This is a genomic window from Leeuwenhoekiella sp. MAR_2009_132 (assembly GCF_000687915.1).
GTDB lineage: Bacteria > Bacteroidota > Bacteroidia > Flavobacteriales > Flavobacteriaceae > Leeuwenhoekiella.
The window spans coordinates 1,020,242-1,036,942 of record NZ_JHZY01000002.1; the positions used below are offsets into that span (position 1 = coordinate 1,020,242).

Consider the following 16,701-nt stretch of genomic DNA (forward strand, 5'->3'; position numbering starts at 1 on the left):
TTCAATACTTTTTATGAAAAATATAATTACTCTCGCACTCCTGGTCTTTGTTTCGGTGTCTCATGCGCAGTTCTTAGAAAAACTAAAAAACGTACAAACTCAAAAGGGCTTATTCACATTTCATAACGATGAGAAATCAGATAATATCTATTTGGAAGTAAGCAATGTAGGGGAAGAATTTATCTATGTTCACGCACTTAAAAGCGGTTTAGGATCTAATGATATTGGTTTAGACCGGGGTCAACTGGGAGGTACAGCGATCGTAAAATTTATTAAAGCAGGTAATAAATTATTATTAATTCAGCCCAATCAGGATTACAGAGCGATTACAGCTAATGTGGCAGAGCGGGAATCTGTAGAAGAAGCCTTTGCTAAATCGGTTCTGTTTGGTTTTGAAATTAAAGAAACCAAAGGTGACACCTATATAATAGATTTAACACCCTTTTTAATGGAAGATGCACACGGCGTAGCACAACGTTTAAAATCAAATAACGAGGGCACCTATAAATATGATAATGAGCGTAGCGCTCTTGCGATGAGAAATACTAAGGCATTTCCTAAAAATAATGAATTTGAAGCCTTGCTTACTTTTAAAGGAGAACCTCAGGGAAGAAACCTGCGATCTGTTGCACCTGATGCTTCATCAATATCAGTTATTCAGCATCATTCGTTTGTAGCCTTGCCCGAAGCTGGTTATCAAACCCGCAAATTCGATCCGCGATCGGGAGCGATTCACATTTCGTTTAAAGATTATGCATCTCCGGTGCAAGAGTCTATAGATAAGAAACTTATCATAAGACATCGCCTCCAAAAGAAAAATCCTGAATTGGAGATTAGCGAACCTGTAGAACCTATTATTTATTACCTGGACCCCGGTACTCCAGAGCCGGTTAGGTCTGCTTTATTAGAAGGAGCTTCTTGGTGGGATCAGGCTTTTGCAAGTATTGGGTATAAAAATGCATTTCAAGTAAAAATGCTTCCCGAAGATGCAGATCCTCAAGATTTAAGATACAATGTAATTCAATGGGTACATCGCAGTACCCGAGGATGGAGCTACGGCGCCAGTGTAGTTGATCCGCGTACCGGTGAAATCTTAAAAGGTCACGTAAGTCTGGGAAGCTTACGTATTAGACAGGATTTTATGATTGCTCAGGCTCTTATGAATAAACCCTTTGCAGATTCTGATGCGAATTATGAACCTATGCTAGAAATGGCAATTGCCAGAATTAGACAACTTGCTGCGCACGAGGTAGGACATACGCTGGGCTTTGCGCATAATTTTGCCGCCAGTGTAACCCATAGATCTTCAGTGATGGATTATCCGCATCCTACAATACGTTTAAATGGAGATAAAATAGATTTTAGCGATGCATATGCAACAGGCATTGGCCGTTGGGATAAAGTAACTGTGGCATATAGCTATAGTGATATTTCTAAAGGAATGACAGAATCGTGGTATTTAAATTCGCTATTAGAAAATGCAGAACGTGATGGCTTACGATTCATTACAGATAGTGACTCAAGATCTGCAACCGGCTCACATCCTGATGCGCATTTATGGGATAATGGTGCTAATGCTTCCACAGAATTACGTGAGGTATTAGCACTTCGGAAAAAAGCGATTGAAAACTTCGGAATTGATAATATACGTACCGGAGAACCCTTATCTGTTTTAGAAGATGTGTTTGTACCTCTGTATTTTTATCATAGATATCAGACTGAAGCGGCAATTAAAAGCATTGGCGGTTTGCGTTATAACTATGCTGTAAAGGGTGATGCCAAGCAAGAAGTACTAAAACTTGTGTCAAAAGAAGAACAGGAAGCTGCGTTAGAAACTGTTCTTATAACCTTAGATGCTAAAAATCTTGCAATACCTAAAGACAAACTAGATTTATTTCCGCCCAGAGCATATGGTTTTGGTAGAGATCGAGAAAGTTTTAAAGGCAATACCGGGATAACCTTTGATCCGCTTGGCGCTCCCGAAACCGCTGCAGATATGACCTTAGATTTTTTATTGAATGCAGAACGTGCAAACCGAATCGTAGCTCAACACGCCTGGGATTCTAAGCAAGCTTCTTATCAGGATATTTTAGAAGATTTAGTGAAAGCTACCTTTAAAAACGTACAACGAGATTCCTATCTTTCCGAAGTACAACAAACAATCAATTACCGAGTGCTTGAGCATTTAAAACAACTTGCCGTGAATACAAATGCAATACCGCAGGTAAAGGCAGAAACTATGGCCATTTTAGCAGATTTAGCCTTAAAAATGGCAGATGCTGGCGATGCGAACGAGCGCTATATGAGTCAGGAAATTACACGCTTTATAAAATATCCTGAAGAATTTAAGCCGGTTTCAGCCCCTAAAATTCCTGATGGTTCACCCATAGGAAGCTATCAATGCACAAACAATTAAAATCGTGACATACCAAGAACTCGTAGAAAAACTACCGTACTCAAAACCTTTTTTATTTGTAGATGCGATAACTGAAGTTTCAGATAATCACATAAAAGGTATCTATACATTTCCAGAAGATTCTGATTTTTATAAAGGTCATTTCCCAAATTATCCCGTTACACCGGGCGTTATTCTTTTAGAATGTATGATGCAAATAGGCTTAGTAAGCCTCGGCATTTATAAACTAAGAGATCAAAATATTGATCTTAACAATAACGCTACGGTGGCAATGACCGAGAATAACGCCCAATTTTTTAAACCTGTTTTTCCTAATGACAAAGTTACGGTAGAGTCTGAACTGGAGTATTTTAGGTTTCATAAACTAAAGGCAAAGGTTAAGATGCTTAATGCAGCCGGTGATGTTGTATGTAGCGGTGTATTTTCAGGAATTTTAAAATCAAATTAATGCAGACTCCCAGAGTAGTAGTTACCGGTTTAGGCGTTTGCGCTCCTAACGGCGTAGGTGTCCCGGCTTTTAAAGAAGCTATAGAGCATGGTAAAAGCGGAATTCGGTTTTACAGCGAATTAGAAAAGCTCAATTTTTCTTGTCAAATAGGAGGGATGCCTCTCATTTCTGAGGCTGTAAAATCTAAATACTTCACACCGTTGCAACTGCGTAATTTTAACGCAGCAGGTATTTTATATGGTGTTGCTGCCGGTATGGAAGCCTGGCACGATGCCGGTCTTAAAATAGATGAAGAACACTGTGATTTTGATAGCGGAACCATCTTTGGAGTAGGCACACTGGGAGTAGATAAATACAGAGAAAGTATTTATAAAGTTGATGAAGGCAATACCCGTAGACTGGGTAGTACAAGCGTTCAGCAAACCATGAGTAGTGGCGTAAGTGCTTATTTAGGAGGTATGCTTGGCCTTGGAAATTTGGTAACATCAAATTCGTCTGCCTGTTCAACAGGCACCGAAGCGATTCTATTAGCATACGAACGCATAAAAAGTGGAAAAGCAACTCGTATGCTTGCAGGAAGTACCAGTGATGGCGGTCCTTATGTGTGGTGTGGTTTTGATGCGTTACGTATTTTACCTTCTAAATACAATGCTAATCCTGCACAGGCATCACGACCTATGGCTGCAGACGCCAGTGGTTTTGTGCCTGGCAGTGGGGCAGGAGCGCTAGTTCTGGAAACCTTAGAAAGTGCACAAAAACGCGGAGCAAAAATTTATGCAGAGATTCTGGGAGGAAACAGTAACAGCGGCGGTCAGCGTCAGGAAGGTTCTATGACAGCACCCAATCCTATTGCAGTTAAACGCTGTATTTCTGAAGCTTTAAAAGATGCTGATATTACCGGCGACCAGGTTGATGTAATTAATGGTCACTTGACGGCTACGTCAAAAGATGATTTAGAAATTAGAAACTGGAGCGAAGCTTTAGATCGTAGCGGGGCAGATTTTCCTTATATAAACTCTTTAAAAGGAATGACGGGCCATTGTCTGGCAGCTTCCGGAAGTATAGAATGCGTTGCTTCGGTTCTGGAGTTGAAGCATCAGTTTTTGTTTCCGAATATAAATCTGCAACAGGTTAACCCAGAAATTCTTAAAACAATTTCTGAAACCCGCATTCCAAAAACCCGAATAAATCTTGAGTTTAATATTTTGGCAAAAGCGAGTTTCGGCTTTGGGGATGTGAACTGTTGTCTTATTTTTAAAAAAATATAATTTCGCTTAAGCGGAAAAAACAACCTATATGAATCAAGAAATTTACGAAAAACTAACTCAAATTATTAAGCCTTATTTACCTGAGGATGTTGAAGCTTCAAGCATTTCTGAAGACAGTCATCTGGTAAGCGACCTCAATATAAACTCTACACATCTGGTTGACATTGTACTGGATGTAGAAGATGCATTTGATATTACAATTGAAGATGACGAACTTGATAAAATGGAAACGGTAAAAGCTTCTATAACACTTATCGAACAAAAGTTAGCAGCGAAGTAAAAGCGATTTAATTGCGTTAACAAGCGTTAAAAATGCTTCTGTTTTAATTATAACTTTTAACTTTCTTTCAAAAATTAAATTATGGAAGAGATTAAGAAAATTACACCTACAGATTTTGAAATTATGGACGAGATTAAAACACGCTGGAGTCCGCGTGCGTTTGATGATGTGCCACTTTCTGTTTCTGAAGTTAAACAACTACTAGAAGCCGGTCGCTGGGCATCCAGCTCGTACAATCAACAACCCTGGAGAATTATTTACGGTATAAAAGGGGATGCTGTGTATGATCGTATTTTATCCTGTCTGGTTGAATTTAATCAGAGTTGGGCAAAAAATGCTCAGGCACTTTTAATTACAGCTTACAAGAAAACCACTAAAGATGGTGACGAGTACACACATGCCATGCACGATTTAGGTCTTTTTATGGGAAATGTCGTTATACAGGCTAATCATAAGGGTATTGCAGCCCATCAAATGGCTGGTTTAGAGCCAGAAAAAGCGCATAGCGAATTTAATTTTACTAATGAGTATGGTATTGCCACAGCAGTCGCATTAGGACGTTACGGTGGTGACTTAGATACTTTACCAGAAGATTTAAGAGATGACGAGCGCAAAGAAAAACGCGAGCGTAATACAGTGGATCAATTTGCTTTTAATGGTAATTTTGAAAATAAAATAGAGTAAACTTTTAAACTTATAAAACTAAAAAAGCGGATCATTTTAAAATGATCCGCTTTTTTTAGTTAAAAACATTTGCGTTTAATTATGATCGCCATTATCTGGCTTATCTATAAAACGTTCACTCTTGGTTGTACTGCTAATAGTTGGCTCTTCATGCATCATCTTTTTATCAAGACCGGCACTATCTACGCCTAGAAACTCCTGAGCCTGTGTAGGATTATTTATTTGTTTAACCGTATCCTGATGTATAATTACAGGATGTGCAAATAACTCGGGTCTATTTTTGAGGATGTTTACATAGTCATTCTCATCAAAATCGCCATTTTTTATTTCGTCATCATCGCTAACATCTTCAAAACTTAACAACTCCCGCATAGGTTTATTAAGTTCTTCAGCAAGCTCTGCCCACTGCGTACCTGTTAAAGGGTTTTTAGCAATATCTACGGTTTGTAATTCTTTATCTTTTACTGCAGAAATATGACCATAAGTACGCTCACCTATACGGCTCGTACTGCTATAGATCAATGTTATCTGATTTTCATTTCTGGCTATAGATTTCATAAGTTATCTAATTAATGAGATTTCATTTTATCCTTACGCTTAGCAAGTTGAATATTTAATTCGCGAATTGCTTCTTTGACAGACTCGTGAAAACTCTTTGAACTGTGATCTGCATACAGACGAGGTCCCGGTGCACTTAAACGGATTCCTGCAATTTTACCGGTATCGTCACTAGATGTATTTTCAGTTTTAAAGAAAATATCGGCACGTACGATAAAATCATATTTATGCACTAATTTATCTAATTGCTCTTTTGTAAATTCTTCTAATGCCGCACTAGCAGCTACATCGTTATACTCAAAGTTATAATTCATAATCTGTATTTTTTATTAGTTTCCTAAAATTACGCAAAGCCTAACAGCATACCACATACTTTAGGCTTTCTTTGACAACTAAGCGTTAAATAAACTTAATTTTAAAGTATCTATTTAGAATTTAAGCTTCGTCTTCAGGAGTATTTGGGCCAGCGATATAAATAGAAGCTAAAATTCCGCCGGCAAGAGAAAGTACAATAACCGCTAGTGACATCCATTCGGGCACTTCTATCATATGCGAAAAAATCATCTTAAGACCTACAAACGCAAGAATCACTACCAGACTATAATTAATATAACGGAATTTCTGAAGCATTCTCGAAATTAGAAAATACATAGAACGCAAACCTAAAATCGCTAATATATTAGAGGTAAATACTATAAATGGATCTGCGGTAATCGCAAGAATTGCAGGGATGCTATCTAAGGCAAAAAGAATATCGGTAAGCTCAATAACAATCAAGGCAAGAAAAAGGGGAGTGGCAGCGCGTTTTCCTTGTTCAACCAGAAAAAAGGCGTGACCTTCAATGGTTGTGGTAACGGGAAATAATTTTTTAACGGCTTTATACACGGTAGAACCCTGCGGATCGTAATCGTCATCAGATTTAAGCATTTTGAATGCTGTAAATAATAAGAAAGCACCAAAAACATAAATAATCCATTCAAACTTATTAATAAGAGCCACACCAAAAACTATCATCAATGCTCTAAAAACAATAGCTCCCAGAATTCCCCAGAATAAAACACGGTGTTGAAACTTTGGTGGGATAGCAAAAGATGAAAAGATCACTGCAATCACAAAGACGTTATCTATACTTAAAGACAATTCTATAAGATAACCCGTTATGTATTTTAGTACTGCCGTATTTGCAGTAATATTAGTAGGATTTTCAATAAGCTCTGCGCTAAAAAGCCAGTATATTATTCCGCTAAACGCCATTGCGATACTAAACCAAACTGCGGTCCAGATACCGGCTTCCTTACTTTTGATAACGTGGTCTTCTTTATTAAAAACACCAAGATCTAATGCTAAGCATATTAATATAAAAACGATAAATAAACCCCAAATAAGCATAGCTATTATATTAAATTGAATGAAACTAAAGGAAATTTTGGCTTATGTTTTTCCTATTAAATTTTACGCATTAATCTTCTAAGGCACAAATATACTATAGATTACATGCCCTAATAATCTAGAGATTCTAAATTGCTGTTAAATAATTGTGGTCTCTTTTCTTTCTATATAAATTCTATTTTGATAAGGGAATATTTAGAACTAAAAGATTATTTTCCAATAGAAATTTAAGTATTCTAAATGGGTTCTCATTTTTTGGTCTAATAAATAGAAAAACGTTTACAAGAATAATTCTAAAAGCTATGGAAACGAGTACTCACGAAGATTTTATGCGGAAAGCCATTGCCTGGGCTCAAAAAGGTAAAGAAACCAATGGAGGAGGAGCCTTTGGAGCTGTTATTGTTAAAGATGGTGCTATTATCGCAGAAGGCCACAACCAGGTAGGGAAGTCTACTGATTGTACGCAACACGCAGAATTAGCAATGATTCAAGAAGCTTGCAAAAAATTAGCTACCAAAAGTCTTGAGGGTTGTATCTTGTACACGAGCTGCGAACCCTGTTTAATGTGCCTGGGAGCAACGAGATGGGCAGAACTTGAGATGGTTTACTATGGGGCATCTGCATCAGATGCTAACGAGGCAGGATATATTTACAGCGAACTCTTTTACAATTCGCACACTGGTAAAAGACATGTAGAATTTAATTTAAAACAACTATTACGCGAAGAAGCTGTAGCAGTTTGGAACAACTAGAGTATGAGCGAGGAAGAAGAAGAAAAGCAGAAAAATATAGATAAGGAACTAGAAAAGTCTGAAGTTTCTGAAGAATCACAGGCAAAAAGTCACGGTGAGATATTAAAAGAACAAATCTGCGAGGGTAAAAAAATATACAGTCTTAGTACCAGCAGTATCATCATGAGCTCATTAACGGCTGGTCTTGAGATTGGTTTTAGCTACATGATGTTATGTAGCGTATTCTATTTCTTTTCAGACAGTTTACCGGAAGAAAGTCTGTTCAAAATAATTGCTCTGGTATATCCATTGGGATTTATTTTAGTGGTTCTAGGCCAATCAATATTATTTACAGAACAAACTTCGTTACTCACCTTGCCCGTATTAAACAGACAACATAGCGTAGTAAGTTTATTGCGTTTGTGGGGTCTGGTAATTTTTGGAAACTTACTTGGCGGTACTTTGATAGGCTTGGTTTTAGTTTGGATAGGTCCCAAACTAGGTATTTTTGATGCTGAGACGGTAATAACTATAGGAACCCATGTCGCTGGTTTTGGTCTTCCTACCATTTTAGTTAGTGCGATTCTAGCTGGGTGGATGATGGGATTATTATCCTGGTTAGTGACTTCGTCTAAAGACACGGTAAGCCGTATTATCATAATCTTTTTAATTACCGCAACCATGGCATTTACTGGGTTGCACCACAGTATTATAGGCAATATTGAGGTTTTTGCAGCCTACATAAGCGGTTCTGAAATTACTATAGGGCAGTATATAAGTGTGCAAAGTACGGCTTTAATAGGTAACGCAATAGGAGGTGCCTTTTTTGTAGCTTTATTAAAATACCGGGCTTTTGTAAATAACGTCAACTAAAATAGTAGTTGTTAGAATTTAATTTACTAGAATTATGAAGACAATTTATCTAATCGTTTTGAGTATTCTATTCGTTAACTGCGGAAGCTCAAAAAATACTGATGCTACTACAAATGCAGATTTAAATACGTGGCTTGAAGCAAGAGAATATCAGATTGAAGCGACCTATGCAATGCCTATGAATACTGCAGCTGTAAACGCTGTTTTAAACAGTAATATATTAGGACCCGGTAACAATTCTGCTCAGGTAAGTTTAATAGGTAATCCCAATTTTGTAAAGATTGATGGCGATAGCATTCACGCAAGACTACCTTATTTTGGCGAACGCCGAATGGGTGGCGCATATAGTACCCGAGATGCAGGAATAACGGTAAACGGATTGATACGTGATTATGAACAGGAAATTAAGAAAGGAATGTATGTTATCACATTTTCGGCACGTGATACTGAAGGAACCGAAAGCTATGATTTTATACTCAATTTAAGATCTAATCTGGTTGCAGATCTTTCTGTACAAAGTACACAACGCACAACAATACATTATCGCGGAACTGTAGATCAATTAAAACCTGAGGAATCTAAGAAGTAGGGTTAATAGAATATTAGGTCTAAATATAATTTCCTTGAAAACGTAATGTGAAGCAACTCTTGCTTGAAAAAGAGGCTTCAACATATTCTATTTTACATAATGTAAATTATAGAACAAATATATAGATTAGTATATTAGTGTTAAGAACTCATTTTTCTTAGTTTTTCCTTTTAGCTATATTTAATATATCGTTTTAAACTAACTGTCATTACGAACGCAGTCGTGCAAGATTTCAATAATCTTAATGTTCCCTTTAAAGCATTAGAAAAATTAAAACAACCTTGATGTCATTTTGAGCACAGTCGAGAAATCACAAATCCTAATGATTACTAACTCATTATATAGAAAAACTATAATTCTCAAAATTCGCGTATTCCGTACAAAGACTTAGAAATTTTCAAATACGCGATTCTTAGAGCTTGGGATTTTTAAAATCTCTGCAAATTTTCATCAGTAATTAAAACTAATTTTTTAGTTAATGATATAGGTGAAATCTTTTTTTTGTTTAACTAACTATATATTTTCTAATACTCTGTCTTATCCATTTTCTTCGTCCATTCTTGAAATGGTTTAATGGCGACTTCGGGAGACAATTGCTCAAAAGGGATGCTGCGTTTCTCATACGGCAGAGGAATTTCCTCATAAATAAACGCATCATCAAACCCTATATTTGCTGCATCGGTCTGGCTGCTTCCATAGTACACTTTATCGGGTCTGGCCCAGTAAATGGCTCCCAGACACATTGGGCAAGGTTCGCACGAAGTGTATATAGTACAACCATCAAGTTGAAACGAATACAGATTTTTACAAGCATCACGTATCGCCGTAACTTCAGCGTGTGCAGTGGGATCATTTGTAGAAGTAACTTTATTATTTCCTTTACCTATAATTTTTCCGTCTTTAACAATCACACAACCAAAGGGTCCGCCTTCATTGTTTTGCATTCCTTTTATAGCTGCATTTACAGCTTCTAACATAAATTCTTCGTTGCTCATTATTTTTTGTGTTTGCTGTAAATATAGGAGTTTATGTTACTTTGAGAATATTTAATTTTTCAGGTAGTAAGCAGTATTTGTGTATTTTTCCGTTAGAAATAGTACAAACTTTTTAAATAAATACCACTTCCCTCCCACCGGTTTATACAACATCAAGCGAATACCCACATTATAGAAATATTAACTTTTAAAGTAGGATATATTGTAATTGCTAGAGTAATTTTGCGCCCTTAAATTAATTATCCAGAATCTCATAAGGGAGATAGCAACCTGCAATAACGAGCAAGGTGCTAAAATAGATAAGCCAATTACTTGGAAACCTTGTTAACACATACATCTATGTAATTACTGCTATTGCCTTTTTGAGTATAAAATTATAAAATGGCAGAACTTAAGATTACTCCAAAATTCTCAGCACTCATTCCTTTATTGGTTTTTGTAGTTACCTTTCTCGGTGTAGGAATTTATCAAGATGACTTTTATGCACTTCCCGCACCTATTGCGGTTATTGTAGGGATTGTAGTCGCATTTCTAATGTTTAGACAGTCTATTAATACTAAGATAGACACGCTTTTAAAAGGCTGCGGTGATGATAAAATCCTCACGATGTGCTTAATTTACTTGCTTGCCGGAGCTTTTGCCGCTGTAACTAATGCCACGGGAAGTGTTGACGCTATTGTAAATATGGGTTTAGACTTTATTGCGATTGAGTACATCTACGTAGGTATTTTTGTTATTGCTGGTTTCTTATCTGTTTCTACGGGAACTTCGGTAGGAGCGATTGTTGCGCTGGCTCCCATTGTTGTGGGTTTTGCAGCTAATAGCAGTGCAGACCTGGCGATACTTTGCGGTGCGCTTTTAGGTGGTAGTATGTTTGGAGATAACTTATCGGTTATTTCAGATACGACTATTGCGGCGACTCAATCACTGGGCACCAAAATGAGTGATAAATTTAAACAGAACATAAAAATTGCCGTACCTGCAGCTATAGGCACAATCGCTATATTAGTTTTTCAAGGGACAGATCTTACAGCTACTGAAGCTACAGCTGTAAGTTATAACTATGATGTACTCAAAATTACACCGTATATTTTGGTGATTTTACTTTCTATTCTTGGGCTTAATGTTTTTATAACCCTGTTTGTTGGCGTGTTGGCAGCAGGTATTTTGGGAATTAGCTACGGCGATTTTACGCTTATAGAATCTACTAAAATTGCCTATGAAGGTTTTACAAATATGACCGAAATCTTCTTACTATCCTTACTCACCGGCGGACTCGCAGCTCTGGTTGCCCGTAATGGCGGGATTGAATATATTCTAGTAAATATCAAAAAGCTAATTAAAAATAAAAAGACTGCAGAACTGGGCGTTGCAACCTTAGTAAGTACGATTAATATGGCTATTGCAAATAATACGGTATCTATAATCATTGCGGGTCCTATTGCAAAAACAATCAATGATGAGTACCAATTAGACAACAAAAAAACAGCATCTATTTTAGATATTTTTGCTTGTATTGTTCAGGGCTTATTGCCGTATGGAGCGCAAGTGCTTATGATTTTGAGTTTTTCTAACGGAAAGATTAATTACTTAGATTTAATGGGCAATACCTGGTATTTACTTTTGTTGCTGGTTTACACGCTTCTTTTTATTACGTTCAACCCGATGCATAAAGCAAAATCATAATCTGTTTATGCAGAAGACTTCTTTTAAAACGAAAATCAAATGGAATTTAAATATTGAGGTATTAATTTTTTTTGAAACAAGTAAAACAACCTTCAGTAGCTCATAGAAGGCAACATACTAGTAATACATTCTAAAATCTAAAAGTTTGCATATTGCATAGTGTTTCTCATGTAAGGTCTCTACGACATTAAAAAGATCATCATCTTCATTAAATAAATTGAAGTACACTTTATCAAGATTAGAACTACTTATCCCGTCAACGGCATTTCCATAGCCAGAAACTGCTTTTGCGTTTGTAATATCTAAAAAATATTGCGCTTCTTCTTCGTCAAGATCCAGTACTTTAGCATTCGAAAAATGAACGATTTTCCCTCTCAACTTTCCTTCAAATAACTCTGCAATTTCCTGAAAACTGTAATAGTAATCATTTAAACATATACTATTAGCTTCCCCGGTCATCACTAGATAGATAATCTCGTATTCCTTAAAATAATGATCGTCCATAACCAGCGCATTTAAGCTCGCTTCGAGTCCTTCAATAGTATCACAAGTTTGATATATGCTTGCCACACCGTATTGAAGCGCCAACTCCTCCAGGCTTTTTTGAACTTCAGTAATTTGATCTACATCTATATCGGGAACACCTTCTAAACAATAAATAAATTTATCAGGATCTAAATCATGTTTCTGCGGTACTTGCGTTCTTTTTTCCAGCACTTTTAAAATAGTATAAGTAGTCAGCAAATTTAAAGACTGTTATAACATTTACAGGTATTGCCTTTGTTAATTTAAACCAACATATGTTTTCAAAACAGGTAACCTGCTACCATCTAGCGGAATAAAAAATAGGTTTTTAAATTGTGAATATCTATCTCTTTTTTTGCGAATTTCCATAGAGCCTATACCCTATTTTTGAATTTTTAAAACAATATATTATGAGTGCAACCTGGTACGAATGCAAGGTAAAATATAGAAAATTTGATGAAGCGTCTGGTACGCAAAAGGTTAAAACCGAACCTTTTTTAGTAGATGCAATCTCGTACACTGAAGCAGAAAGTAGAATTACCGAAGAAATGGCTTCGTATTTAATGGAAGGTGAAGAAATTAAAATCACCAACATTAAAGTTGCTAATTATGCAGAGATTCATCCTTTTGAAAATTGCGATCGCTGGTTTAAATCAAAAATCTCGTTAATCGCTTTTGACGAAGAAAGCGGTAAAGAACGTAAAACCAATATGTATCTGTTGGTACAGGCAAATGATGTCAAAGAAGCCTTTGAAAACACTGTAAGTACAATGCAGGATACAATGGGCGAATACACTATTCCGGCAGTTTCTGAATCTCCTATTATGGATGTCTTTCCATATTTTTCAGGTGATGAGGAGGAAACAGAGCGTCTGGAAGAGTTTAATCGCTTAAAAGAATCTACACCTAGCTATAACGACGATAACGAAGAATTGGCAATGGCAGATTCGCTCACTGCTGAAGCTGAATAATATAATATTGTAGACCTTAAAGTTTACCTTTTTAAGGAATCTTTACTCAAAAAGCTACATTATTAATCAAAAAAAGTCTCGAAAAATCGGGACTTTTTTTTATTATAATAAATAGTGATTCTTTCAGTACAAAAGATTTTAATTCAGTGCAATTCATTAGAAGTAATCTTACTGTAAATTGCAAACCTATTGAGAAATCAGAAATCGATTATACAACCAGGCTCAAGATCTTCCGAAGAAAACCTTTAAAAACTTTAACCACCAACTTATTGCAACATCAAATCGCTTAAGCACGCTTCAAGCCTATATTTGCAAACGCATCGGCTCATTAAATAATTATATATGATAATACCTAAACTACATTACAGATCTCAGGGTAATTCTTCAGAAGAGCATTTAGAAAATATTCAAAAGGCCTGTACATCAGGTATAGAATTAGTGCAATTAGATTTTGAAAAGGCTACCGAAAAACAATTGCTTAAATTGGCAAAACAGGTACGCGAAATCACTTCGCATTTTCAAACCCGGTTATTCTTAACTGATCATCACAAAATAGCGAGGGAGATCAAAGCAGATGGTGTGTATTTAGAAAAAACAGATCTTTCTCTCCTACTTTCAGTACGCAATCACCTGTATACCTGGCAAATAATAGGTGCCGGTGCGCATACGTTGCAAGAATGTGAGGCGTTAATCGCTAAAGATATCGATTATATTAATCTAAATCCGTTTAAAACAAATACCAAACTAGTTACCGCAAAAACAGGTTTGGGTTTAAATGGGTATAGCCTCATTACTGAAGCTTTAACTACTGAAACTCCTATATTGGGTGCAGGTGGAATAACCCCTGAAGATGTGAAGGACTTGATGACTGCCGGAATTTCAGGAATAGTAGTTTCAGATTATATTACTCAAGATTTCAATTCAATTAAAACATTTAATCAGTTATTAAAAGCATCTTCGACTGAAGAGCAACGTCACACTTTTGAGTAAACATAAATACGGATAACCGAATAAAAAACAAAAAGCCCGTCAATTTATTGACGGGCTTTTTTAAAACTTTAAGATATATGTATTAGATAACCTTTACGTTTACTGCATTTAATCCTTTGTTACCTTCCTGAAGATCGAATTCAACTTCATCGCCTTCGCGAATCTCGTCGATTAATCCTGAAATGTGTACAAAGTGGTCTTTTTCAACACCTTCTTCTGTAATAAATCCAAATCCTTTGGTTTCGTTGAAAAATTTTACTGTTCCGTTACTCATAATAATATTTAAAAAATTTAATAATTACTTAATAGTAAGCAATTACGGTGCCAAAGATACACCTTACTTCAGCTAAAGTCTAATAAAACAGCATTTTAAATAATTTAAGTGCTAATTAACTGAGTTTAGCGGCGTACTTACAGACCTAAAAAATTATTTTTGCGCAATGTGGATGTATTTAGGGCTACTGGCCGCACTTTTTTTAGGATTACACAACTTATGTAAAAAACACGCTGTACGTGGCAACGAGGTTCTTCCTGTTCTTTTAGGTACCCTTTGTTCAGGATTTTTAATGTTTTTGCCCTTTTATTTGGGATCTATTTACTATCCTGAATTTACTAAAGAATTGGACTTTTATATTACCGAGATTCCCTGGGAAGTTCACGGTTTTATTTTCATCAAATCAATGATTATGGCAGCATCGTGGATTTTAGCCTATCAGGCTTTAAAGCACTTACCCATCACCATTGTTACACCTATACGGTCTGCGGGTCCTTTTTTTACTTTTATTGGAGCTATTTTTATTTATAAAGAACAACCCAATTCTCTGCAATGGATTGGTTTCTTTGTGATTATTCTTTCGGTGGTGTTGTATTCGCGCATTGGCAAACAAGAAGGAATCATTTTTAAAAAGAATAAATGGATTTTAGCCATTATTGCCGCAACCTTTCTGGGTGCTTCCAGCGGTTTGTATGATAAGTTTTTAATTCAGAATCTTTCCTTAAATCCGCAGACATTACAATTTTGGTTCTGCTGGTATACTATTCTAATTTTAATATTCATACTCGCCATACTCTGGTTTCCGAAGGCCGAAAAACGAAAAGCCTTCACCTTTAGATGGTCTATAATCGCAGTGGGTGTGCTTTTGCAAACCGCAGATTATTTTTACTTTAAGGCGCTACAAGATCCTGAAGCCCTGATTATGCTACTTTCTGCCATTAAACGCAGTCAGCTAATTATTGCGGTTGTAATAGGAGGTTTAGTTTTTAAAGAAAAGAATAAACGTAAAAAACTTATACCCCTAACCGGAATTCTAGTAGGTGTTTTTTTGATTTTGTATTCGTAGAATTTAGGGTTTGTGATGAGATAAAGCGTTACTAATATAGTCACGGTTTTTTTTGAATTTAACTCTCCAATTCTCAATAGCTAAAAAAATCACTTGCTAAAATTTCAGTTTACTTTATTCCTCTTCGCACGTATAATACAAGAGGGGAGTTTCGTTTTTAGTGAACTCAGGTCTGGGAAGTACACGTGCTTCTAAACGTATAAAAGGTATTGTATCAGTTGATTTAGGTTCGTGATATTCTGGAAAAAAACGATCGTCAGGGGTTAGTTTATCAGGAAATAAATTTGTGTTTAAGTAGTTTTCAATAAAGAGTTTATCTTCTTCGGAAAGATCAGAAACTGGTTTTCTGGAACTCGCTGACAAATCAAATAGTAATTGGCCGTTTATAAATGGAAAAGAAAATTGTTGACTCGTAGTATATTCTTCTCTCAGATTAATTATCAAAAATTGATTAAACTCCTGATTATTTGAAAAATGATATAATGGAGAGTCCGGCAGGTATTCTGAACTTTGCAGCAAATAAAGCGCTGTTGGCTGTTCCTCAAATACAACATCATAAGGTCTTAAAAAACAATTAGCTCCTTCGTTAAATAGCGGTTTCATTTCAGTATCTAACGTATTAAATTGAATTAAAGTTTCATTTGTTTCTTCTACATTAAACCGAATTTGTATTCCCTCTAAATCTGGAATATATCGCCCATAACACACATAATGCGGAGAATTATCTGTCGTTAAGTTGATGTTTTCACCCTGTTGCTGCCACGTTCCTTTTAAAATTCCTCCAAAGAATGTAATTACAAATTGATGATTGTCATTTAAAATATACGTGGTTCCTCCCTCAGGACTTGTTCCTTTTTGATGATAAATACCTGCTATTTGATCTACCGGTGTTTGTTGTGCCGTAATTTGAGTAAAACAACTAAGAATCAAAACTAGAAGTGCGCTTTTCATAATACGT

General features: G+C 36.1%; 19 protein-coding genes and 1 riboswitch. Of the genes, 12 read left to right on the forward strand and 7 right to left on the reverse strand.

The genetic code is table 11. The features are described from left to right. Positions 1-13: 13 nt before the first annotated feature. The 5 genes from P164_RS04390 to P164_RS04410 all read left to right on the forward strand — a co-directional run bounded on the left by P164_RS04390 (position 14) and on the right by P164_RS04410 (position 5,096). A complete protein-coding gene (locus P164_RS04390; RefSeq protein ID WP_028375254.1) occupies positions 14-2,416 on the forward strand; it encodes a zinc-dependent metalloprotease in 2,403 nt (800 codons plus the stop codon). A 4-nt stretch (positions 2,417-2,420) separates the two neighbouring features. Continuing rightward, a complete protein-coding gene (locus P164_RS04395; RefSeq protein WP_028375255.1) occupies positions 2,421-2,864 on the forward strand; it encodes a 3-hydroxyacyl-ACP dehydratase FabZ family protein in 444 nt (147 codons plus the stop codon). Beyond that, positions 2,864-4,132: a beta-ketoacyl-[acyl-carrier-protein] synthase family protein gene (locus P164_RS04400; protein ID WP_028375256.1), complete on the forward strand. Its 1,269-nt coding sequence runs from the start codon at positions 2,864-2,866 to the stop codon at positions 4,130-4,132. Before P164_RS04395 ends, P164_RS04400 begins: the two co-directional genes overlap by 1 nt. Positions 4,133-4,160: 28 nt before the next feature. After that, a complete protein-coding gene (locus P164_RS04405) occupies positions 4,161-4,412 on the forward strand; it encodes an acyl carrier protein (RefSeq protein WP_028375257.1) in 252 nt (83 codons plus the stop codon). An 81-nt stretch (positions 4,413-4,493) separates the two neighbouring features. Next, positions 4,494-5,096: a nitroreductase family protein gene (locus P164_RS04410; protein WP_028375258.1), complete on the forward strand. Its 603-nt coding sequence runs from the start codon at positions 4,494-4,496 to the stop codon at positions 5,094-5,096. A 75-nt stretch (positions 5,097-5,171) separates the two neighbouring features. Here P164_RS04410 and P164_RS04415 read toward each other — a convergent pair whose 3' ends face one another. The 3 genes from P164_RS04415 to P164_RS04425 form a co-directional block, all read right to left on the reverse strand. After that, positions 5,172-5,654: an arsenate reductase family protein gene (locus tag P164_RS04415; protein WP_051621195.1), complete on the reverse strand. Its 483-nt coding sequence runs from the start codon at positions 5,652-5,654 to the stop codon at positions 5,172-5,174. A gap of 11 nt (positions 5,655-5,665) precedes the next feature. Next, complete coding sequence (hpf, locus tag P164_RS04420) at positions 5,666-5,968, reverse strand: ribosome hibernation-promoting factor, HPF/YfiA family (RefSeq protein ID WP_028375259.1); 303 nt, start codon at positions 5,966-5,968, stop codon at positions 5,666-5,668. A 121-nt stretch (positions 5,969-6,089) separates the two neighbouring features. Continuing rightward, entirely contained in the window at positions 6,090-7,043 is a 954-nt protein-coding gene (locus P164_RS04425) for a TerC family protein (RefSeq protein ID WP_028375260.1), read from the reverse strand. 302 nt (positions 7,044-7,345) lie between these two features. On the opposite strand from P164_RS04425, the gene P164_RS04430 reads away from it, so the two are divergent. The 3 genes from P164_RS04430 to P164_RS04440 are packed head-to-tail and all read left to right on the forward strand — an operon-like array spanning position 7,346 to position 9,236. After that, positions 7,346-7,795 carry a nucleoside deaminase gene (locus P164_RS04430; RefSeq protein WP_028375261.1) on the forward strand — a complete coding sequence of 150 codons (450 nt, stop codon included), beginning with the start codon at positions 7,346-7,348 and terminating at the stop codon, positions 7,793-7,795. A 3-nt stretch (positions 7,796-7,798) separates the two neighbouring features. Beyond that, positions 7,799-8,647 carry a formate/nitrite transporter family protein gene (locus P164_RS04435; protein WP_028375262.1) on the forward strand — a complete coding sequence of 283 codons (849 nt, stop codon included), beginning with the start codon at positions 7,799-7,801 and terminating at the stop codon, positions 8,645-8,647. Positions 8,648-8,681: 34 nt separating this feature from the next. Further along, a complete protein-coding gene (locus P164_RS04440; RefSeq protein ID WP_028375263.1) occupies positions 8,682-9,236 on the forward strand; it encodes a DUF4251 domain-containing protein in 555 nt (184 codons plus the stop codon). Positions 9,237-9,760: 524 nt separating this feature from the next. Here the strand turns inward: P164_RS04440 and P164_RS04445 are convergent. Next, positions 9,761-10,231: a nucleoside deaminase gene (locus tag P164_RS04445; RefSeq protein WP_028375264.1), complete on the reverse strand. Its 471-nt coding sequence runs from the start codon at positions 10,229-10,231 to the stop codon at positions 9,761-9,763. A 234-nt stretch (positions 10,232-10,465) separates the two neighbouring features. After that, positions 10,466-10,564: riboswitch (SAM-I-IV-variant riboswitch) on the forward strand. Positions 10,565-10,612: 48 nt separating this feature from the next. Between P164_RS04445 and P164_RS04450 the strand changes: the two genes are divergently transcribed. Further along, positions 10,613-11,917 (forward strand): Na+/H+ antiporter NhaC family protein, encoded by a 1,305-nt coding sequence (locus P164_RS04450; RefSeq protein WP_028375265.1) that lies wholly within the window; start codon positions 10,613-10,615, stop codon positions 11,915-11,917. A gap of 117 nt (positions 11,918-12,034) precedes the next feature. On the opposite strand, the gene P164_RS04455 is transcribed toward P164_RS04450, so the two are convergent. Then, positions 12,035-12,634: a DUF6642 family protein gene (locus P164_RS04455; RefSeq protein ID WP_028375266.1), complete on the reverse strand. Its 600-nt coding sequence runs from the start codon at positions 12,632-12,634 to the stop codon at positions 12,035-12,037. A gap of 218 nt (positions 12,635-12,852) precedes the next feature. Between P164_RS04455 and P164_RS04460 the strand changes: the two genes are divergently transcribed. Both P164_RS04460 and P164_RS04465 read left to right on the forward strand, forming a co-directional pair. After that, positions 12,853-13,413, forward strand: coding sequence for a DUF4494 domain-containing protein (locus tag P164_RS04460; RefSeq protein ID WP_028375267.1), 561 nt, complete (start codon positions 12,853-12,855; stop codon positions 13,411-13,413). 342 nt (positions 13,414-13,755) lie between these two features. Further along, positions 13,756-14,403 carry a thiamine phosphate synthase gene (locus tag P164_RS04465; protein WP_035899339.1) on the forward strand — a complete coding sequence of 216 codons (648 nt, stop codon included), beginning with the start codon at positions 13,756-13,758 and terminating at the stop codon, positions 14,401-14,403. 82 nt (positions 14,404-14,485) lie between these two features. Here the strand turns inward: P164_RS04465 and P164_RS04470 are convergent, their stop codons facing one another. After that, positions 14,486-14,677: a cold-shock protein gene (locus P164_RS04470; protein ID WP_028375269.1), complete on the reverse strand. Its 192-nt coding sequence runs from the start codon at positions 14,675-14,677 to the stop codon at positions 14,486-14,488. Between the two features lie 166 nt (positions 14,678-14,843). Here P164_RS04470 and P164_RS04475 point away from each other — a divergent pair, with 166 nt between their 5' ends. Beyond that, positions 14,844-15,743 (forward strand): EamA family transporter, encoded by a 900-nt coding sequence (locus P164_RS04475; RefSeq protein ID WP_028375270.1) that lies wholly within the window; start codon positions 14,844-14,846, stop codon positions 15,741-15,743. A gap of 114 nt (positions 15,744-15,857) precedes the next feature. Here the strand turns inward: P164_RS04475 and P164_RS04480 are convergent, their stop codons facing one another. Next, positions 15,858-16,694, reverse strand: a complete 837-nt coding sequence (locus tag P164_RS04480; protein ID WP_028375271.1) for a hypothetical protein — start codon at positions 16,692-16,694, stop codon at positions 15,858-15,860. Between the last annotated feature and the right edge of the window lie 7 nt (positions 16,695-16,701).

Excerpts from the sequence above, each read along its gene's own strand:
- P164_RS04390 (WP_028375254.1), top strand. The coding sequence starts at position 14 with ATGAAAAATATAATTACTCTCGCACTCCTGGTCTTTGTTTCGGTGTCT.
- P164_RS04400 (WP_028375256.1), top strand. The coding sequence starts at position 2,864 with ATGCAGACTCCCAGAGTAGTAGTTACCGGTTTAGGCGTTTGCGCTCCT.
- P164_RS04405 (WP_028375257.1), top strand. The coding sequence starts at position 4,161 with ATGAATCAAGAAATTTACGAAAAACTAACTCAAATTATTAAGCCTTAT.
- P164_RS04410 (WP_028375258.1), top strand. The coding sequence starts at position 4,494 with ATGGAAGAGATTAAGAAAATTACACCTACAGATTTTGAAATTATGGAC.
- P164_RS04415 (WP_051621195.1), bottom strand. The coding sequence starts at position 5,654 with ATGAAATCTATAGCCAGAAATGAAAATCAGATAACATTGATCTATAGC.
- hpf (WP_028375259.1), bottom strand. The coding sequence starts at position 5,968 with ATGAATTATAACTTTGAGTATAACGATGTAGCTGCTAGTGCGGCATTA.
- P164_RS04425 (WP_028375260.1), bottom strand. The coding sequence starts at position 7,043 with ATGCTTATTTGGGGTTTATTTATCGTTTTTATATTAATATGCTTAGCA.
- P164_RS04430 (WP_028375261.1), top strand. The coding sequence starts at position 7,346 with ATGGAAACGAGTACTCACGAAGATTTTATGCGGAAAGCCATTGCCTGG.
- P164_RS04435 (WP_028375262.1), top strand. The coding sequence starts at position 7,799 with ATGAGCGAGGAAGAAGAAGAAAAGCAGAAAAATATAGATAAGGAACTA.
- P164_RS04440 (WP_028375263.1), top strand. The coding sequence starts at position 8,682 with ATGAAGACAATTTATCTAATCGTTTTGAGTATTCTATTCGTTAACTGC.
- P164_RS04445 (WP_028375264.1), bottom strand. The coding sequence starts at position 10,231 with ATGAGCAACGAAGAATTTATGTTAGAAGCTGTAAATGCAGCTATAAAA.
- P164_RS04450 (WP_028375265.1), top strand. The coding sequence starts at position 10,613 with ATGGCAGAACTTAAGATTACTCCAAAATTCTCAGCACTCATTCCTTTA.
- P164_RS04460 (WP_028375267.1), top strand. The coding sequence starts at position 12,853 with ATGAGTGCAACCTGGTACGAATGCAAGGTAAAATATAGAAAATTTGAT.
- P164_RS04465 (WP_035899339.1), top strand. The coding sequence starts at position 13,756 with ATGATAATACCTAAACTACATTACAGATCTCAGGGTAATTCTTCAGAA.
- P164_RS04470 (WP_028375269.1), bottom strand. The coding sequence starts at position 14,677 with ATGAGTAACGGAACAGTAAAATTTTTCAACGAAACCAAAGGATTTGGA.
- P164_RS04475 (WP_028375270.1), top strand. The coding sequence starts at position 14,844 with ATGTGGATGTATTTAGGGCTACTGGCCGCACTTTTTTTAGGATTACAC.
- P164_RS04480 (WP_028375271.1), bottom strand. The coding sequence starts at position 16,694 with ATGAAAAGCGCACTTCTAGTTTTGATTCTTAGTTGTTTTACTCAAATT.